The following is a 15,856-nucleotide window of genomic DNA, read 5'->3' on the forward strand; positions in this document are numbered from 1 at the left end:
CTCGCCCCCTTGCGGTGTATGGCGGTAGTCTGCTGGCGCGTCACTCCATCGGCATCACCAGCGGGTCGGGATACTGGTATTCAAACCCGAGTTCATTACAAATCCGGCTGCCATCAATAATCTTGCCTTTATCGTTACTCTGGCTTTCCAGAAAATGCGGCGGTTCCATACCCAGCAAACGCGCCATCTGCGGATAAAACACATTACGCGCCGGATGCGAAGGCGCACATATATTATAGATGTGTCCCCCTTTAGGTGCCTGTAACAGCAGAGTAATAGCGGCAATCACATCTTCCAGGTGGACCAGATTCACACCTTGCTGGCCGTCAGGCGCGGTTTTACCGGCAAAGAAACGCCCCGGATGCCGTCCTGGCCCTACCAGCCCGGACAGACGCAGAATATCGACGGAGGTGCCAGGCAGATTGTGCAGCCAGTCTTCGAGTTCCTTCAGGATGCGCCCACTCGCCGTGATGGGATTACGCGGCGTAGTCTCTTTCACAATGCCGTGCACATCGCCGTACACTGACGTGGAACTGGTAAAAATGATACGCGGAACGTGATACGCCAGCGCGCTGTCGACCACCTCCTGTATTGCCTGGCGGTAAAAATCTTCCCCCGGCCCGCTACGGCGAGCGGGCAGCGTAATGACCAGAGCATCCACATCCATCAGCGCATCAAGATCGTCCGTTTCGCAAACCAGCTCAGGTTCCAGGCGCAGCGGATAGCTCTCAATGCCGCTCATGCGGGCCGCTTCCACGCCATCCTGCGTGGTTTTCGTGCCAGTAACCTGCCAGCCTCTTGCCGTCAGCGACATCGCCAGCGGCATTCCTAACCATCCTAAACCGACAATTGCGACCTTTTTCATGCGTTCTCTCCTGACTTTAACGCCATCTTATCTAAGGCTACGCCAGCCCGCCGGGACTGACAATTCATACCTTCAATATGAAATGAATTAATGATGAAAAAAAGCCCTTGCTTTCCGGCGCTAAAGTGGTTTAGGTTAAAAGGCATCAAATGAATAAGCATTCATCGAGAATTTTATGGCACGCGTTCAATTTAAACACCACCATCATCACCATCATCCTGACTAGTCTTTCAGGCGATGTGTGCTGGAAGACATTCAGATCTTCCAGTGGTGCATGAACGCATGAGAAAGCCCCCGGAAGATCATTCTTCCGGGGGCTTTTTTTTGGTGCGCGATTCAGACCGGTTCAGACAGGATAAAGAGGAAAAAAGAATGTTAGATAACACCCGTTTACGCATAGCTATTCAGAAATCAGGCCGTTTAAGCGATGATTCACGCGAATTACTGGCCCGCTGCGGTATTAAAATCAACCTGCACACCCAGCGTCTGATTGCGATGGCGGAGAATATGCCGATTGATATTCTGCGCGTGCGTGATGACGATATTCCCGGCCTGGTCATGGATGGCGTTGTCGATCTGGGGATCATCGGGGAAAACGTTCTGGAAGAAGAACTGTTGAGCCGCCGCGCGCAGGGCGAAGATCCGCGCTACTACACCCTGCGCCGTCTCGACTTCGGCGGCTGCCGCCTCTCGCTGGCCACCGCCGTCGATGAAGCCTGGGACGGCCCGGCTTCCCTTGACGGTAAGCGTATCGCCACCTCTTACCCGCACCTGCTTAAGCGTTATCTGGATCAGAAAGGCGTGTCGTTTAAATCCTGTCTGTTAAACGGTTCTGTTGAAGTCGCTCCGCGTGCGGGTCTGGCCGATGCCATCTGCGATCTGGTGTCTACCGGAGCGACGCTGGAAGCCAACGGTCTGCGTGAAGTCGAGGTGATTTACCGCTCTAAAGCCTGCCTGATCCAGCGAGACGGCGAAATGGCCGAAGCCAAACAACAGCTTATCGACAAACTGCTGACCCGTATTCAGGGCGTTATTCAGGCGCGTGAATCCAAATACATCATGATGCATGCGCCAAGCGAGCGTCTGGAAGAAGTCATCGCGTTGCTGCCGGGCGCAGAGCGTCCAACCATTCTGCCGCTGGCGGGCGATCAGCAGCGCGTCGCCATGCACATGGTCAGCAGCGAAACCCTGTTCTGGGAAACGATGGAAAAACTGAAAGCGCTCGGCGCCAGCTCTATTCTGGTGCTGCCAATTGAAAAGATGATGGAGTGACGGCCATGAGCTTTAATACAATCATCGACTGGAATAGCTGCAATACTGAACAGCAGCGTGCATTGCTGATGCGTCCGGCTATTTCCGCCTCCGACAGCATTACCCGTACCGTCGCAGAGATCCTGGATAATGTGAAATCACGCGGTGATGATGCCCTGCGCGAATACAGCGCGAAGTTTGATAAAACGAACGTCGCAGCGCTGAAAGTGTCCGCCGAAGAGATTGCCGCGGCCAGCGCGCGTCTGAGCGACAATCTCAAACAGGCGATGGCGGTAGCGGTAAAAAACATCGAAACCTTCCACAATGCGCAAAAACTACCGGCGGTAGATGTTGAAACGCAGCCCGGCGTTCGCTGTCAGCAGGTGACGCGCCCTGTCGCATCTGTCGGTCTGTATATCCCGGGCGGCTCTGCCCCGCTCTTCTCCACCGTATTAATGCTCGCCACGCCCGCGCGTATTGCCGGATGCAAAAAAGTGGTGTTGTGCTCGCCACCGCCTATCGCGGATGAAATCCTTTACGCTGCGCAGCTGTGCGGCGTGCAGGAAATCTTCAACGTCGGCGGTGCCCAGGCCATTGCCGCTCTGGCGTTCGGCAGCGAATCCGTGCCAAAAGTGGACAAAATTTTTGGCCCCGGCAACGCGTTTGTCACCGAGGCGAAACGCCAGGTCAGCCAGCGTCTCGACGGCGCGGCAATTGATATGCCTGCCGGCCCTTCTGAAGTGCTGGTGATCGCCGACAGCGGCGCCACGCCAGATTTCGTGGCGTCTGACCTGCTCTCTCAGGCGGAACACGGCCCGGATTCTCAGGTCATCCTGCTGACCCCGGATGCCGGTATTGCGCAGAACGTCGCGGAGGCCGTCGAACGCCAGTTAGCGGAGTTACCGCGTGCGGAAACGGCGCGTCAGGCATTAAACGCCAGCCGTCTGATCGTGACGAAAGATTTAGCCCAGTGCGTCGCCATCTCGAACCAGTATGGGCCGGAACACCTGATCATTCAGACCCGCAAGGCGCGCGATCTGGTGGAGGATATTACCAGCGCGGGTTCCGTTTTTCTCGGTGACTGGTCACCGGAATCCGCAGGCGACTATGCTTCCGGCACCAATCATGTGCTACCGACCTATGGTTATACCGCCACCTGCTCCAGCCTCGGTCTGGCGGATTTCCAGAAACGCATGACCGTTCAGGAATTGTCGCAGGCGGGTTTCTCCGCACTGGCATCCACCATTGAAACGCTGGCTGCGGCAGAACGGCTGACCGCCCACAAAAATGCTGTCACCCTGCGCGTTAACGCCCTTAAGGAGCAAGCATGAGCACTGAAAATACCCGCAGCGTCACCGACTTAGCCCGGGAAAACGTTCGCAACCTGACGCCGTACCAGTCCGCTCGCCGTTTGGGCGGTAATGGCGATGTCTGGCTGAATGCCAATGAGTTCCCGACGGCAGTGGAATTTCAGCTGACTCAGCAAACGCTCAACCGCTACCCGGAATGCCAGCCAAAAGCGGTTATTGAAAATTATGCGCAGTACGCCGGAGTGAACCCCGGACAGGTGCTGGTCAGCCGTGGCGCAGACGAAGGTATTGAACTGCTGATTCGCGCATTCTGCGAACCGGGGAAAGATGCGATTCTCTATTGTCCGCCAACATACGGCATGTACAGCGTCAGCGCGGAAACTATTGGCGTTGAATGCCGGACGGTTCCGACGCTGGAAAACTGGCAGCTGGATCTGCGGGGCATCGCCGATAAACTCGATGGCGTTAAAGTGGTGTTTGTATGCAGCCCCAACAACCCGACCGGGCAGCTTATCAATCCACAGGATTTACGTACTCTGCTGGAAATGACGCGCGGCAACGCCATTGTGGTGGCGGATGAAGCCTATATTGAATTCTGCCCACAGGCGACGCTGGCTGGCTGGCTCTCTGAATACCCGCATCTGGTGGTGCTGCGCACGCTCTCCAAAGCCTTTGCGCTCGCCGGTCTGCGCTGCGGATTTACGCTGGCGAATGAAGAGGTCATCAACCTGCTGCTGAAAGTCATCGCCCCCTACCCGCTCTCTACACCGGTCGCCGATATTGCCGCTCAGGCGTTGACGCCGCAAGGCGTCAACGCGATGCGCGAACGTGTGGCGCAGATTCTGCTGGAACGTCAGTATCTGGTTAATGCGCTGAAAGAGATTGCCTGCGTAGAACAGGTGTTCGATTCAGAAACCAACTACATTCTGGCACGTTTTACCGCGTCAAGTAGCGTGTTTAAATCTCTGTGGGATCAGGGCATTATCTTACGTGATCAGAATAAACAACCTTCTTTAAGCGGCTGTCTGCGTATCACTGTTGGAACCCGCGAAGAAAGCCAGCGCGTCATTGACGCCTTACGTGCGGAGCAAGTATGAGCCAGAAGTATCTTTTTATTGACCGTGATGGAACCCTGATTGCCGAACCACCGAGTGATTTTCAGGTGGATCGTTTTGACAAACTCGCCTTTGAACCGGACGTGGTGCCGGTTCTGCTGAAGCTGCAAAAAGCCGGCTTTAAGCTGGTGATGATCACCAACCAGGACGGGCTGGGAACGCAGAGCTTCCCGCAGGCAGACTTCGACGGCCCGCACGACCTGATGATGCAGGTTTTCACCTCCCAGGGCGTACTGTTTGATGAAGTGCTGATCTGCCCGCACCTGCCAGCAGATGAGTGCGACTGCCGTAAGCCGAAGGTAAAGCTGGTTGAACGTTATCTGGCTGAACAGGCGATGGATAGCGCCAACAGCTACGTGATTGGCGATCGCGCTACCGACATCCAGTTGGCCGAAAACATGGGCATTAACGGGTTACGTTATAACCGTGAAACCCTGAACTGGACGATGATTGGTGAGCAGCTGACAAAACGCGACCGCTATGCCCATGTTGAGCGCAATACCAAAGAAACACAGATTGACGTCAAGGTGTGGCTGGATCGCGAAGGCGCCAGCAAGATCAATACCGGCGTAGGCTTCTTTGACCATATGCTCGATCAGATCGCCACGCATGGCGGTTTCCGTATGGAGATCGCGGTCAAGGGCGACCTCTATATTGACGATCACCATACGGTAGAAGATACCGGTCTGGCGCTGGGTGAGGCGCTAAAACTGGCGTTGGGCGATAAGCGCGGCATCAACCGCTTTGGTTTTGTGCTGCCGATGGACGAATGCCTGGCGCGTTGCGCACTGGATATCTCCGGGCGCCCGCACCTGGAATATAAAGCCGAGTTTACCTATCAGCGCGTGGGCGATCTGAGCACCGAGATGGTTGAACACTTCTTCCGCTCGCTCTCCTACACCATGGGCGTGACGCTGCACCTGAAGACCAAAGGTAAAAACGATCACCACCGTGTAGAAAGCCTGTTTAAAGCGTTTGGCCGCACGTTGCGCCAGGCCATTCGGGTAGAAGGCGACACGCTGCCTTCTTCTAAAGGAGTGCTGTGATGAACGTCGTCATCCTTGATACCGGCTGCGCCAACCTGAACTCGGTGAAATCCGCCGTGGCGCGCCACGGTTATGATCCGCTGGTCAGCCGCGACCCGGAGGTCGTCTTAAAAGCTGACAAACTCTTCCTGCCCGGCGTGGGAACCGCCCAGGCGGCGATGGATCAGTTGCACGAGCGTGAGCTTGTCGAATTGATTAAGGCTTGTACTCAGCCCGTTCTGGGAATTTGTTTAGGCATGCAGATCCTCGGGCGCCACAGTGAAGAGACTAACGGCGTCGACCTTCTGGGCATTATTGACCAGGACGTCCCGAAGATGACCGATTTTGGCCTGCCGCTCCCGCATATGGGCTGGAACCGCGTTTACCCGCAGGCGGGTAATCGTCTTTTCCAGGGCATTGAAGATGGCGCCTGGTTCTACTTTGTTCACAGCTACGCTATGCCCGTAAATCCGTGGACCATTGCTCAATGCAACTACGGCGAACCCTTCACTGCGGCAGTGCAAAAAGACAATTTCTTCGGCGTGCAGTTCCACCCGGAACGCTCCGGTGCCGCTGGCGCGCAGTTGCTGAAAAACTTCCTGGAGATGTGATGATTATTCCGGCATTAGATTTGATCGATGGCACCGTAGTGCGTCTCCATCAGGGAGACTACGCCCGGCAGCGTGATTACGGTAACGATCCCCTTCCCCGCCTGCGGGATTATGCCGCCCAGGGCGCCGAAGTGCTGCATCTGGTCGATTTGACCGGGGCGAAAGATCCGGCCAGACGGCAGATCCCGCTGATTAAAACGCTGGTCGCGGGTGTGAACGTGCCCGTGCAGGTTGGCGGCGGCGTGCGTACTGAAGACGATGTTGCGGCGCTGCTGGACGCAGGCGTTGCCCGCGTGGTGGTCGGCTCCACGGCGGTCAAATCTCCCGAGGTGGTCAAAGGCTGGTTTGAGCGCTTTGGCGCTGACGCTCTGGTGCTGGCGCTGGATGTGCGTATTGATGATCGGGGCAACAAACAGGTTGCCGTCAGCGGCTGGCAGGAGAACTCCGGCGTTTCGCTGGAAGAGCTGGTCGAGACTTATCTGCCAGTTGGCCTGAAGCATGTACTGTGCACCGATATCTCCCGTGACGGCACGCTGGCGGGTTCCAACGTCTCATTATATGACGAAGTGTGCGCGAAATATCCGCAGATCGCCTTTCAGTCTTCCGGCGGAATTGGCGGGATTGAGGACGTGGCCGCTCTGCGCGGCACGGGCGTTCGCGGCGTGATTGTCGGCCGCGCCCTACTGGAAGGTAAATTCACCGTTAAGGAGGCCATCCAATGCTGGCAAAACGTATAATCCCTTGCCTGGACGTACGCGATGGTCAGGTAGTAAAAGGTGTACAGTTCCGCAATCATGAAATCATCGGCGATATCGTCCCGCTGGCAAAACGCTATGCCGATGAAGGCGCAGACGAGTTGGTGTTCTATGATATTACCGCTTCCAGTGACGGGCGCGTGGTTGATAAGAGTTGGGTGTCGCGCGTCGCGGAAGTGATCGACATTCCATTCTGTGTCGCGGGTGGCATCAGGTCTATTGATGACGCCGCTAAAATCCTCTCTTTCGGCGCCGATAAAATTTCCATCAACTCCCCTGCGCTGGCCGATCCAACGCTGATCACCCGTCTTGCTGACCGCTTTGGCGTACAGTGCATCGTCGTGGGCATTGATACCTGGTTTGATGCCGAAACCGGCAAGTATCACGTCAACCAGTATACCGGCGATGAAAGCCGTACCCGCGTGACGCAGTGGGAAACTCTCGACTGGGTGCAGGAAGTGCAAAAACGCGGGGCCGGTGAAATCGTGCTTAACATGATGAATCAGGACGGCGTGCGTAACGGTTACGATCTGGAGCAACTGAAAAAAGTCCGTGACGTCTGTCATGTACCGCTGATTGCCTCCGGCGGCGCGGGCACGATGGAGCACTTCCTTGAAGCCTTCCGCGATACCGATGTCGACGGGGCGCTTGCTGCCTCCGTCTTCCACAAACAGATTATTAATATTGGTGAATTAAAAGCGTACCTGGAAGCACAGGGCGTGGAGATCAGGATATGTTAACAGAGCAACAGCGCCGCGAACTCGACTGGGAAAAAACCGACGGATTGATGCCGGTTGTCGTGCAACATGCGGTATCCGGTGAAGTATTGATGCTGGGTTACATGACCCCTGAAGCGCTGGATAAAACAATCGAAAGCGGCAACGTCACTTTCTTCTCACGAACCAAACAGCGTTTATGGACCAAAGGCGAAACATCCGGCCACTTCCTGAAGGTAGTCCGCATTGCGCCGGATTGTGATAACGACACACTGCTGGTGCTGGCCAATCCAATTGGACCAACCTGCCACAAAGGCACCAGTAGCTGCTTTGGGGATGCCAGCCATCAGTGGTTATTCCTGTATCAACTTGAGCAACTGTTAGCCGAGCGTAAAACTGCCGATCCGGCAAGCTCTTACACGGCGAAACTTTACGCCAGCGGCACCAAGCGTATCGCGCAGAAAGTGGGTGAAGAAGGTGTCGAGACCGCGCTGGCCGCAACGGTACATGACCGTTTTGAGCTGACCAATGAAGCCTCCGACTTGATGTACCACCTGCTGGTGCTGCTACAGGACCAGGACCTTGATTTAACGACCGTCATTGAGAATTTACGTAAGCGTCATCAATAACTTCAGATACGAAAAAACCGGGCAATGCCCGGTTTTTTGTAGGTCGGATAAGCGTAGCGCCATCCAGGATAACAATAAATTACTGCGCTTTCGGCTTATAGTTACGTAACGCATTACGTCCCAGCACCACACCCGCACCAATCATCCCGCCCAGTAATACCGCCAGAACCAGCGTAATTGCCTTTTTCGGACTGTCACGACGAATCGGTAGCGTCGGCTTCATGACGTAACGGTAGGCGTGAATAGATGCGGTTTCGATTTTCAGATTTCCGATATCCAGCAGATTTTGCTTGGTCTGATAGTAGGCGCCAGAGAAAACCAGCGGACGCGTGGCCTCGTGTTCGATCATTGATTTCAGCGCATCACTACCAAGAAGGAACATACTGTCCTGGGTGACATCCTGAGTTTGCTGAATTTGTGGCTTTATCACATTTGCCTGTTCCGCATAACGCAATGCTTCCTGAATTTGCTTGATACGCAAATCTTTTTGCTCCTGCGCGACCACTTCCTGCGTTTTTAACGAGTCCTCAAGCGTAGTTGTCTGCAACTTGATGTTATCTTTTAGATCCGCGTCCAGTTCTTTCGCAACGCTCTCATCTACCTGCTGGATATACTCTGCCAGCTGGCGTTGCGCCCCTTCCGCAGACTCTCCGACGTAAGAAACGGCCAGCGGTAACTGCTGCCCTTTTACTGACTGCTCTATTGTCAGTTTTTCCGGTTTTTCCTGATTATCCAGCGTTTCTGCTAATGCCGAAAAGGACGTGCTAAATCGGCCAATAAAATTCGTCTGAACATCAGTTACCTTGGGCGCATTATCACCGTACAGCACATTCAGCGCGTTGTTGTAGGCAGCAATTTGCCCTACATCAGGCTGGGTGATGATGGCGGTAGAGGTCCATTTCTCTTTCGCTACCAGGATGTAACCAACAGCCAATAGAATTGCGACAATGACACACACAAAGATTGTCATTTTTCCGCGCCACAATTGCATCACTAAATCAATCAAATCAATCTGTTCCGGGTCATTACTGCGCCCGGTAGCATTGTTATTGTTCACTGTCATCAGTACCCTAACTAAGAAAATGCTTAAGCTGGAGACAGTGTAGTCATAAACATCGTTAATGCTATAGGATTATTGATAAAATTTACGGATTATTTCAAACACTTTGATAGCCAATCAGGGGCTATTGTAGCCCCAATAACAGAAGGTTAATCACTGCCAAAGAGATCGCGTGTATAAACTTTGTCCTGAACATCCAGCAGTTCAGACGCCATGCGGTTGGAGATAATCACGTCGGACTGCTGTTTAAACGTATTCAAATCACGTTCAAGGCGGGAATTAAAGAACGACGCTTCCTTCATAACCGGTTCGTAAATAATAACTTCCACACCTTTAGCTTTGATACGCTTCATAATCCCCTGAATTGAAGACGCGCGGAAATTATCAGAACCGCTCTTCATAATCAGACGATAGATGCCCACCACTTTGGGTTTTCTGGACAAGATGGCATCTGCAATAAAATCTTTACGCGTCCGGTTCGCATCCACGATCGCGGAGATAATATTGTTCGGCACTGACTGATAATTCGCCAGAAGTTGCTTCGTATCTTTCGGCAGACAATAACCGCCGTAACCAAATGAAGGATTGTTGTAATGATTGCCAATACGAGGATCCAGACACACACCTTCAATAATTTGTCGGGTATTCAGTCCTAAACTTTCCGCATAGCTATCAAGTTCATTAAAGTAAGCAACGCGCATCGCAAGATAAGTATTAGCAAAAAGCTTAATCGCCTCTGCTTCCGTCGAATCGGTAAACAGGGTTGGAATATCCTGTTTTATGGCGCCTTCCTGTAGCAAAGCAGCGAATCGCTCCGCACGCTCAGAGCGTTCACCAATCACAATCCGCGAAGGATGCAAATTATCATAAAGCGCTTTACCTTCACGCAAAAACTCGGGGGAGAAAATGATATTCTGCGTATTAAATTTCTTACTCATCGCTGCGGTGAAGCCAACCGGCACCGTTGACTTGATCACCATCACTGCCGATGGGTTAATCTCTGTCACATCCTGAATAACTGATTCTACACTTGATGTGTTGAAATAATTTGTTTTTGGATCATAGTCGGTTGGTGTTGCAATAATGACATAATCAGCATTTTGGTAGGCGGATACCTTGTCTAAGGTTGCTTCAAAATTAATATTCCCGGACGCTAAAAATTGCTGTATTTCTTTATCAACAATCGGAGATATCCGATCATTTAGCATTTCCACACGTTCGGGAATAATGTCTAACGCGGTAACCTGGTGATGCTGTGCGATAAGCAAACCGTTTGACAGACCAACGTACCCGGTTCCAGAAATGGTGATTTTCATTTCACGCTCTCAGAATTAACTTAATTATGCATCATGATGTTTATACATCCTGATAAGATATAAAAGTTTTAACGCCTGAATGAATATTGTGTCAATGAAGGCTAAAACAATTCAGATTTTCTTTATCAGGTTAAACATTAATTATTAAGTTAATATTAAGAAGTAAAAATAAATCAATCAGATTAAGGACAAAAAAAAGCCCGGTGAATCACCGGGCTTTTGATGCGAATCAGAAATTATTCCAGCCATTCGGTATGGAAAACGCCGTCTTTATCAGTACGCTTATACGTATGCGCCCCAAAGTAGTCACGCTGCGCCTGGATCAGGTTCGCAGGAAGAACGGCTGCGCGATAGCTGTCGTAGTAGGCAACAGCGGCAGAGAACGTCGGAACCGGGATACCATTCTGCACGGCATACGCAACCACATCACGCAGCGCTTGCTGATAATCGTCTGCGATTTTCTTGAAGTACGGCGCCAGCAGCAGGTTAGCGATACCTGCATTTTCTGCATATGCGTCGGTGATTTTCTGCAAGAACTGTGCACGAATAATGCAGCCGGCACGGAAGATCTTCGCAATTTCGCCGTAGTTCAGATCCCAGTTATATTCGTCAGAAGCGGCACGCAGCTGGGAGAACCCTTGTGCGTAAGAGACGATCTTACCGAGGTAGAGCGCGCGACGGACTTTCTCGATAAATTCCGCTTTGTCACCCGCAAGCTGCGCTTTAGGTCCCGACAACACTTTAGACGCTGCGACACGCTGCTCTTTCAGAGAAGAGATATAACGTGCAAAAACGGATTCCGTGATCAGCGACAGCGGCTCGCCCAGATCCAGAGAACTCTGGCTGGTCCATTTACCGGTGCCTTTGTTTGCCGCTTCATCCAGAATCACATCAACCAGATATTTACCCTCTTCATCCTTTTTGGTGAAGATGTCTTTGGTGATGTCGATCAGGTAGCTGTTCAGCTCGCCTTTGTTCCACTCAGTGAAAGTCTCTGCCAGTTCTTCGTTAGACAGATTCAGGCCACCTTTCAGCAAAGAATAGGCTTCTGCGATTAGCTGCATGTCGCCGTATTCGATACCGTTGTGAACCATTTTCACATAGTGACCGGCACCATCGGCACCAATATAGGTCACACAAGGTTCGCCATCTTCTGCAACTGCGGCAATTTTAGTCAAAATCGGCGCAACCAGTTCGTAGGCTTCTTTCTGACCGCCAGGCATGATAGATGGGCCTTTCAGCGCCCCTTCTTCACCACCGGAAACACCGGTACCAATGAAGTTAAAGCCTTCAGCAGAAAGTTCGCGATTACGACGGATAGTGTCCTGGAAGAACGTGTTACCACCATCAATGATGATGTCGCCTTTATCCAGATACGGCTTCAGGGAATCGATAGCAGCATCAGTGCCCGCCCCTGCTTTCACCATTAACAGGATACGACGAGGCGTTTCAAGGGATTCAACAAACTCTTTTACCGTGTAGTAAGGCACCAGTTTTTTGCCTGGGTTTTCGGCAATCACTTCTTCGGTCTTTTCACGGGAGCGGTTGAAAACGGAGACGGTATAACCACGGCTCTCGATGTTGAGCGCCAGGTTGCGCCCCATCACTGCCATACCGACGACGCCGATCTGTTGCTTGGACATTACATACTCCTGTCAGGTGTGGATACCCCGCCGTAAAATGGCGGCGAGTAAAGTGAAGAACATGTTAACTCAGGTTAGAGGCCAGAAGGTAGCAATAGATGTCCTCTTCAGAATGAACTTAATGCACATAAAATGCAGTTTCTGCTACATCAATATGCACCATCTCTATGGAGGACTACCTTCACAGTTTTGAAAAGAATAGCGATGTCATTCCACAGCGACCAGTTCTTGACATACCAGGAGTCAAAGTAGACTCGGGTATCGTAATCCACATCGTTACGTCCACTTACCTGCCACAACCCTGTCATTCCCGGTTTCGCCATTAGATAGTAATCAACATTCTCATCATAGCGTGGTAACTCTTCAGAGATAATCGGACGCGGGCCAACCAGACTCATTTGACCTTTCAGCACATTAAATAACTGAGGCAATTCATCAAGACTGGTTTTACGAATAAATCGACCGACAGGAGTGATTCGCGGATCGTTTTTCAACTTAAAGTCACGCTCCCATTCTTCCCGTGCAGCAGGATCGGAATCAAGGAGCTTTTGTAAAACCTCCTGCGAATTCATCACCATTGAGCGAAACTTATAGCAAGGGAAAAGCTTACCGTGACGCCCTACTCGCATATGACCGTAGATTGCCGGGCCACCATCACGGGTAACTTTGTACCAAAGATAAATGAGCAGTGGCGAAGAAATTAAGATAATCAGTGATGAACAGACAATATCGAAAGTCCGTTTAAGGAAACGAGATGTCCGTTTTGCCAGATTATTATGAATACGCAGCAACATGACTTCATGACTGAAGATGAAAGACATATCGGTATTATAAAGTGGTAACCCGCGCAGGGACGGAATAACCGTGACAGAACGGCAGTCCTTCTTCGATAGTTCGCGCAACCAGTTAATGGTCTTATCGCTGTTTTCCATTTCAAAAGCTACAATGAAATGAATATCGCCTGTTTTCTTCATTTCCCAAAGAATATTGGGGTCCTGAAGAACCGGCAGTCCCTGTAGCGTTGCCTCTGTACACTCTTCGTCATAAAATGCGACAACATCAAAGCCAAGCATTTCCTCACTTTGCAGTGCATAATAAGCTTCCACTGCATTACTTCCGCTACCCATAATGACAGTCTTTTTCTTCCAAATCCCAAGACGATTAAGAAGTTGTTTGGTCATTGCTCGGAAAAGCGGCAGCAGAATTAATGCAAACGTCCAACAAAATACCCATACATACCGAGAAAACTGCCATTTAGAAAAAGCGACCAGCGCCAGATCAAAAACAGCAAAGATCACAATAGTGCGGATAATCTCCTTCAATTCAAACCAAAAGGGTTTGCGATAGGAATAATGTCGCAACCGAACCCAGAACCATCCCACACATATCAGACTCAGGATGACATGAGAAATTATACGCATCTCCAGTTGAGCATCGGGGATAAAACGATAAAGATCGTTAAAAATCCAGTATACACAACCAATAGAGAGGGCCAGTGATAAGTTAAAAAATATAAAATCCGATGCTGCGAGAAAAACCTTGCATAGCAATGGATTATATTTATTCAAAAAATTATCCGTATCCATGACAATACCTGACGTTAGCGAGGATTTATATTAAATACAGGCATTGGCTCCTGACTCTTTTGACATTCAAGGAATTTATTTGCAACATCAATAGCTTCACGAATAGTGATATCCATATCCAGATAGCGGTAGGTACCAAGACGCCCGACAAAAGTGGTATTGCTTAATTCCATCGCTTTATCCAGGTAGCGATTGAGCAGTTCTTTTTCCTTAACCATACGGATCGGATAATACGGAATATCATCTTCGGTGCAGAAGCGACTAAATTCACGATAACATGTTGTTTTTTCGTGTGACTCCCAGGGTGAGAAATGCTTATGCTCAGTGATTCGGGTATAAGGTACATTTTCTTCGCAGTAGTTGATAACAGCCGTTCCCTGGTAGTCACCTTCTGCTGAGAATTTTTCGAAATCCAGCGTGCGATAACCCAGACGCCCCTCACTAAAGTTAAAGTAACCATCCAGCGCACCTGACCAAAATACATGCTGGTAGGCCCCACTCTCGGCAGCTGAAAACTCAGTATCTGTTCTTATTTCAATCAGTTCGTGATCAAGAATTTTTCCAACCATATCGGTATAGCCATCTCTGGGCATCCCCTGATACTGGTGGTTAAAATAATTGTCATTATAGTTAAAACGAAGCGGCAAGCGTTTCAAAATACTGGCTGGTAACTCCGTCGGCTCACAACCCCATTGTTTACGCGTATAGCCTTTAAAGAATGCTTCATACAGTTCCCGACCAATCATGCTGATGGCCTGTTCTTCAAAGTTTTTCGGTTCGACAATAGATTTGTCAGCTTTAGATTCGATGAAAGCACGGGCTTCATCCGGACGCATTGTTTTATTGAAAAACTGATTAATCGTATGCAGGTTTACTGGTAGTAAGTAAACATTGCCTTTGTAAATGGCCTTCACACGGTTGGTGTAAGGCATAAACTGTGAATACTGATTAACGAAATCCCAAACTTCTTTATCATCTGTATGAAAAATATGGGGACCATAAACGTGCAACATGACGTTGGTCTGCGGATCACGTTCTGAATGACAGTTACCAGCAATATGAGAACGTTTGTCAAAAACAACAGACTCAATCCCTTCCTCTGCTAATAATCTCGCAATAACCGCACCAGAAATACCTGCGCCCACTATAGCAACTTTCATTTTTTACCCCAGAAATGTCGTTTTAATAATCCAATGCCTTTCAGTAAAATATTTTCGCCATCAATATTCACTACTGGCATATATTTAATGCGCAAGTTTTCGCGATGATGATGAAGCCAGACATTGAAAAGACGCTCTGCCATAAAACCAAAAACACGCTTTTGGTAAGCATCGTAATTTTGGTAGTCAATTTTTTGCTCAAGCGCAAAAAGTACCGGGAAAAGCCATTCAAAGTATTCATCGATCAATGACTTTTTACAAACAAACATATTATACAAACTAATTTTTGTCCCACCCATAATAGAGTCAAAATCAGACAAATATTCCGGGTGCTGTAACGCAATCTCATCACGAAGCTGAGTGTAGTCAGACTCATGGTGTGCATGAATGTAATGGCTTTTAATCGATGTGATGTAATAATTTCTCGGTCTGGCAATCAGGATATCAGCTTCCTTCAGCAACGCCATCATCTCTTCTGGTGATGCGATGCGCTTTCCCTTAACCATCAAATCACTTTTAGAAGATGCGAAATAGCGGCGGTAGTGCGCCAAGCCCACAACGTCTTCCTGAGAATTCTTCCAGATCCAGTAGGCTGCTGTCAGTTCACAAAATGAGGGATTCAAGTGAGCGATGTTATCACCATCGCAATCCTGCATATAATTTTTTGCAATTCCGTCAGTTAACGCCCCGACTTTCAAAGGCACATATTCCAGATCTGTTGGGAATTCAAAGGGTTTATGAGACACCACAAATACTTTCATTTAATACCTTTAGAATGTTTACAACATAGCAACAACATCAAGTCCTTGTCGCT

General features: G+C 50.2%; 16 protein-coding genes and 1 other annotated feature. Of the genes, 9 read left to right on the plus strand and 7 right to left on the minus strand.

What is annotated here, in order from left to right:
* Positions 1-40: 40 nt before the first annotated feature.
* Complete coding sequence (locus OGV79_RS17990; protein WP_286468770.1) at positions 41-865, minus strand: SDR family oxidoreductase; 825 nt, start codon at positions 863-865, stop codon at positions 41-43.
* A gap of 175 nt (positions 866-1,040) precedes the next feature.
* Here OGV79_RS17990 and hisL point away from each other — a divergent pair, with 175 nt between their 5' ends.
* The 9 genes from hisL to hisIE all read left to right on the plus strand — a co-directional run bounded on the left by hisL (position 1,041) and on the right by hisIE (position 8,277).
* Complete coding sequence (hisL, locus tag OGV79_RS17995) at positions 1,041-1,091, plus strand: his operon leader peptide (RefSeq protein WP_114053249.1); 51 nt, start codon at positions 1,041-1,043, stop codon at positions 1,089-1,091.
* Positions 1,067-1,191 (plus strand) — a sequence feature (His leader region). It overlaps the preceding gene by 25 nt.
* Before the next feature lie 46 nt (positions 1,192-1,237).
* Positions 1,238-2,137, plus strand: coding sequence for an ATP phosphoribosyltransferase (hisG, locus tag OGV79_RS18000; RefSeq protein WP_024130200.1), 900 nt, complete (start codon positions 1,238-1,240; stop codon positions 2,135-2,137).
* Between the two features lie 5 nt (positions 2,138-2,142).
* On the plus strand, positions 2,143-3,447 hold the full coding sequence (gene hisD, locus OGV79_RS18005) for a histidinol dehydrogenase (protein ID WP_286468771.1): 1,305 nt from the start codon (positions 2,143-2,145) through the stop codon (positions 3,445-3,447).
* On the plus strand, positions 3,444-4,523 hold the full coding sequence (gene hisC, locus OGV79_RS18010) for a histidinol-phosphate transaminase (protein ID WP_058669369.1): 1,080 nt from the start codon (positions 3,444-3,446) through the stop codon (positions 4,521-4,523). Before hisD ends, hisC begins: the two co-directional genes overlap by 4 nt.
* Positions 4,520-5,587, plus strand: coding sequence for a bifunctional histidinol-phosphatase/imidazoleglycerol-phosphate dehydratase HisB (gene hisB / locus OGV79_RS18015; protein ID WP_199971595.1), 1,068 nt, complete (start codon positions 4,520-4,522; stop codon positions 5,585-5,587). The genes hisC and hisB overlap by 4 nt, the downstream gene beginning before the upstream one ends.
* A complete protein-coding gene (gene hisH / locus OGV79_RS18020) occupies positions 5,587-6,177 on the plus strand; it encodes an imidazole glycerol phosphate synthase subunit HisH (protein WP_012131737.1) in 591 nt (196 codons plus the stop codon). The genes hisB and hisH overlap by 1 nt, the downstream gene beginning before the upstream one ends.
* Positions 6,177-6,914, plus strand: a complete 738-nt coding sequence (gene hisA, locus OGV79_RS18025) for a 1-(5-phosphoribosyl)-5-[(5-phosphoribosylamino)methylideneamino]imidazole-4-carboxamide isomerase (protein WP_047462648.1) — start codon at positions 6,177-6,179, stop codon at positions 6,912-6,914. Before hisH ends, hisA begins: the two co-directional genes overlap by 1 nt.
* On the plus strand, positions 6,896-7,672 hold the full coding sequence (gene hisF / locus OGV79_RS18030; protein WP_012131735.1) for an imidazole glycerol phosphate synthase subunit HisF: 777 nt from the start codon (positions 6,896-6,898) through the stop codon (positions 7,670-7,672). The genes hisA and hisF overlap by 19 nt, the downstream gene beginning before the upstream one ends.
* The gene (hisIE, locus tag OGV79_RS18035; protein ID WP_047462646.1) at positions 7,666-8,277 is read left to right on the plus strand and encodes a bifunctional phosphoribosyl-AMP cyclohydrolase/phosphoribosyl-ATP diphosphatase HisIE; all 612 of its coding nucleotides are present in this window, start codon (positions 7,666-7,668) and stop codon (positions 8,275-8,277) included. The genes hisF and hisIE overlap by 7 nt, the downstream gene beginning before the upstream one ends.
* Before the next feature lie 79 nt (positions 8,278-8,356).
* Here hisIE and wzzB read toward each other — a convergent pair whose 3' ends face one another.
* The 6 genes from wzzB to OGV79_RS18065 all read right to left on the minus strand — a co-directional run bounded on the left by wzzB (position 8,357) and on the right by OGV79_RS18065 (position 15,803).
* The gene (gene wzzB / locus OGV79_RS18040; RefSeq protein ID WP_058669373.1) at positions 8,357-9,340 is read right to left on the minus strand and encodes an LPS O-antigen chain length determinant protein WzzB; all 984 of its coding nucleotides are present in this window, start codon (positions 9,338-9,340) and stop codon (positions 8,357-8,359) included.
* Between the two features lie 146 nt (positions 9,341-9,486).
* On the minus strand, positions 9,487-10,653 hold the full coding sequence (gene ugd / locus OGV79_RS18045) for a UDP-glucose 6-dehydrogenase (protein ID WP_058669374.1): 1,167 nt from the start codon (positions 10,651-10,653) through the stop codon (positions 9,487-9,489).
* A gap of 236 nt (positions 10,654-10,889) precedes the next feature.
* The gene (gnd, locus tag OGV79_RS18050) at positions 10,890-12,296 is read right to left on the minus strand and encodes an NADP-dependent phosphogluconate dehydrogenase (RefSeq protein ID WP_012131731.1); all 1,407 of its coding nucleotides are present in this window, start codon (positions 12,294-12,296) and stop codon (positions 10,890-10,892) included.
* A gap of 149 nt (positions 12,297-12,445) precedes the next feature.
* Entirely contained in the window at positions 12,446-13,882 is a 1,437-nt protein-coding gene (locus OGV79_RS18055) for an undecaprenyl-phosphate galactose phosphotransferase (RefSeq protein WP_012131730.1), read from the minus strand.
* A 14-nt stretch (positions 13,883-13,896) separates the two neighbouring features.
* Entirely contained in the window at positions 13,897-15,042 is a 1,146-nt protein-coding gene (gene glf, locus OGV79_RS18060; protein ID WP_248623472.1) for a UDP-galactopyranose mutase, read from the minus strand.
* Positions 15,039-15,803, minus strand: a complete 765-nt coding sequence (locus OGV79_RS18065) for a DUF4422 domain-containing protein (protein ID WP_248623473.1) — start codon at positions 15,801-15,803, stop codon at positions 15,039-15,041. The genes glf and OGV79_RS18065 overlap by 4 nt, the downstream gene beginning before the upstream one ends.
* Between the last annotated feature and the right edge of the window lie 53 nt (positions 15,804-15,856).

The sequence above is a fragment of the Citrobacter sp. CK185 genome (genome assembly GCF_030333565.1).
Lineage (GTDB): Bacteria > Pseudomonadota > Gammaproteobacteria > Enterobacterales > Enterobacteriaceae > Citrobacter_B > Citrobacter_B koseri.

Coding starts and splice junctions, on each gene's coding strand:
- glf (WP_248623472.1), bottom strand. CDS start 15,042: ATGAAAGTTGCTATAGTGGGCGCAGGTATTTCTGGTGCGGTTATTGCG.
- hisH (WP_012131737.1), top strand. CDS start 5,587: ATGAACGTCGTCATCCTTGATACCGGCTGCGCCAACCTGAACTCGGTG.
- hisA (WP_047462648.1), top strand. CDS start 6,177: ATGATTATTCCGGCATTAGATTTGATCGATGGCACCGTAGTGCGTCTC.
- hisD (WP_286468771.1), top strand. CDS start 2,143: ATGAGCTTTAATACAATCATCGACTGGAATAGCTGCAATACTGAACAG.
- wzzB (WP_058669373.1), bottom strand. CDS start 9,340: ATGACAGTGAACAATAACAATGCTACCGGGCGCAGTAATGACCCGGAA.
- OGV79_RS18065 (WP_248623473.1), bottom strand. CDS start 15,803: ATGAAAGTATTTGTGGTGTCTCATAAACCCTTTGAATTCCCAACAGAT.
- gnd (WP_012131731.1), bottom strand. CDS start 12,296: ATGTCCAAGCAACAGATCGGCGTCGTCGGTATGGCAGTGATGGGGCGC.
- hisB (WP_199971595.1), top strand. CDS start 4,520: ATGAGCCAGAAGTATCTTTTTATTGACCGTGATGGAACCCTGATTGCC.
- ugd (WP_058669374.1), bottom strand. CDS start 10,653: ATGAAAATCACCATTTCTGGAACCGGGTACGTTGGTCTGTCAAACGGT.
- hisF (WP_012131735.1), top strand. CDS start 6,896: ATGCTGGCAAAACGTATAATCCCTTGCCTGGACGTACGCGATGGTCAG.
- hisG (WP_024130200.1), top strand. CDS start 1,238: ATGTTAGATAACACCCGTTTACGCATAGCTATTCAGAAATCAGGCCGT.
- hisIE (WP_047462646.1), top strand. CDS start 7,666: ATGTTAACAGAGCAACAGCGCCGCGAACTCGACTGGGAAAAAACCGAC.
- OGV79_RS17990 (WP_286468770.1), bottom strand. CDS start 865: ATGAAAAAGGTCGCAATTGTCGGTTTAGGATGGTTAGGAATGCCGCTG.
- hisC (WP_058669369.1), top strand. CDS start 3,444: ATGAGCACTGAAAATACCCGCAGCGTCACCGACTTAGCCCGGGAAAAC.
- OGV79_RS18055 (WP_012131730.1), bottom strand. CDS start 13,882: ATGGATACGGATAATTTTTTGAATAAATATAATCCATTGCTATGCAAG.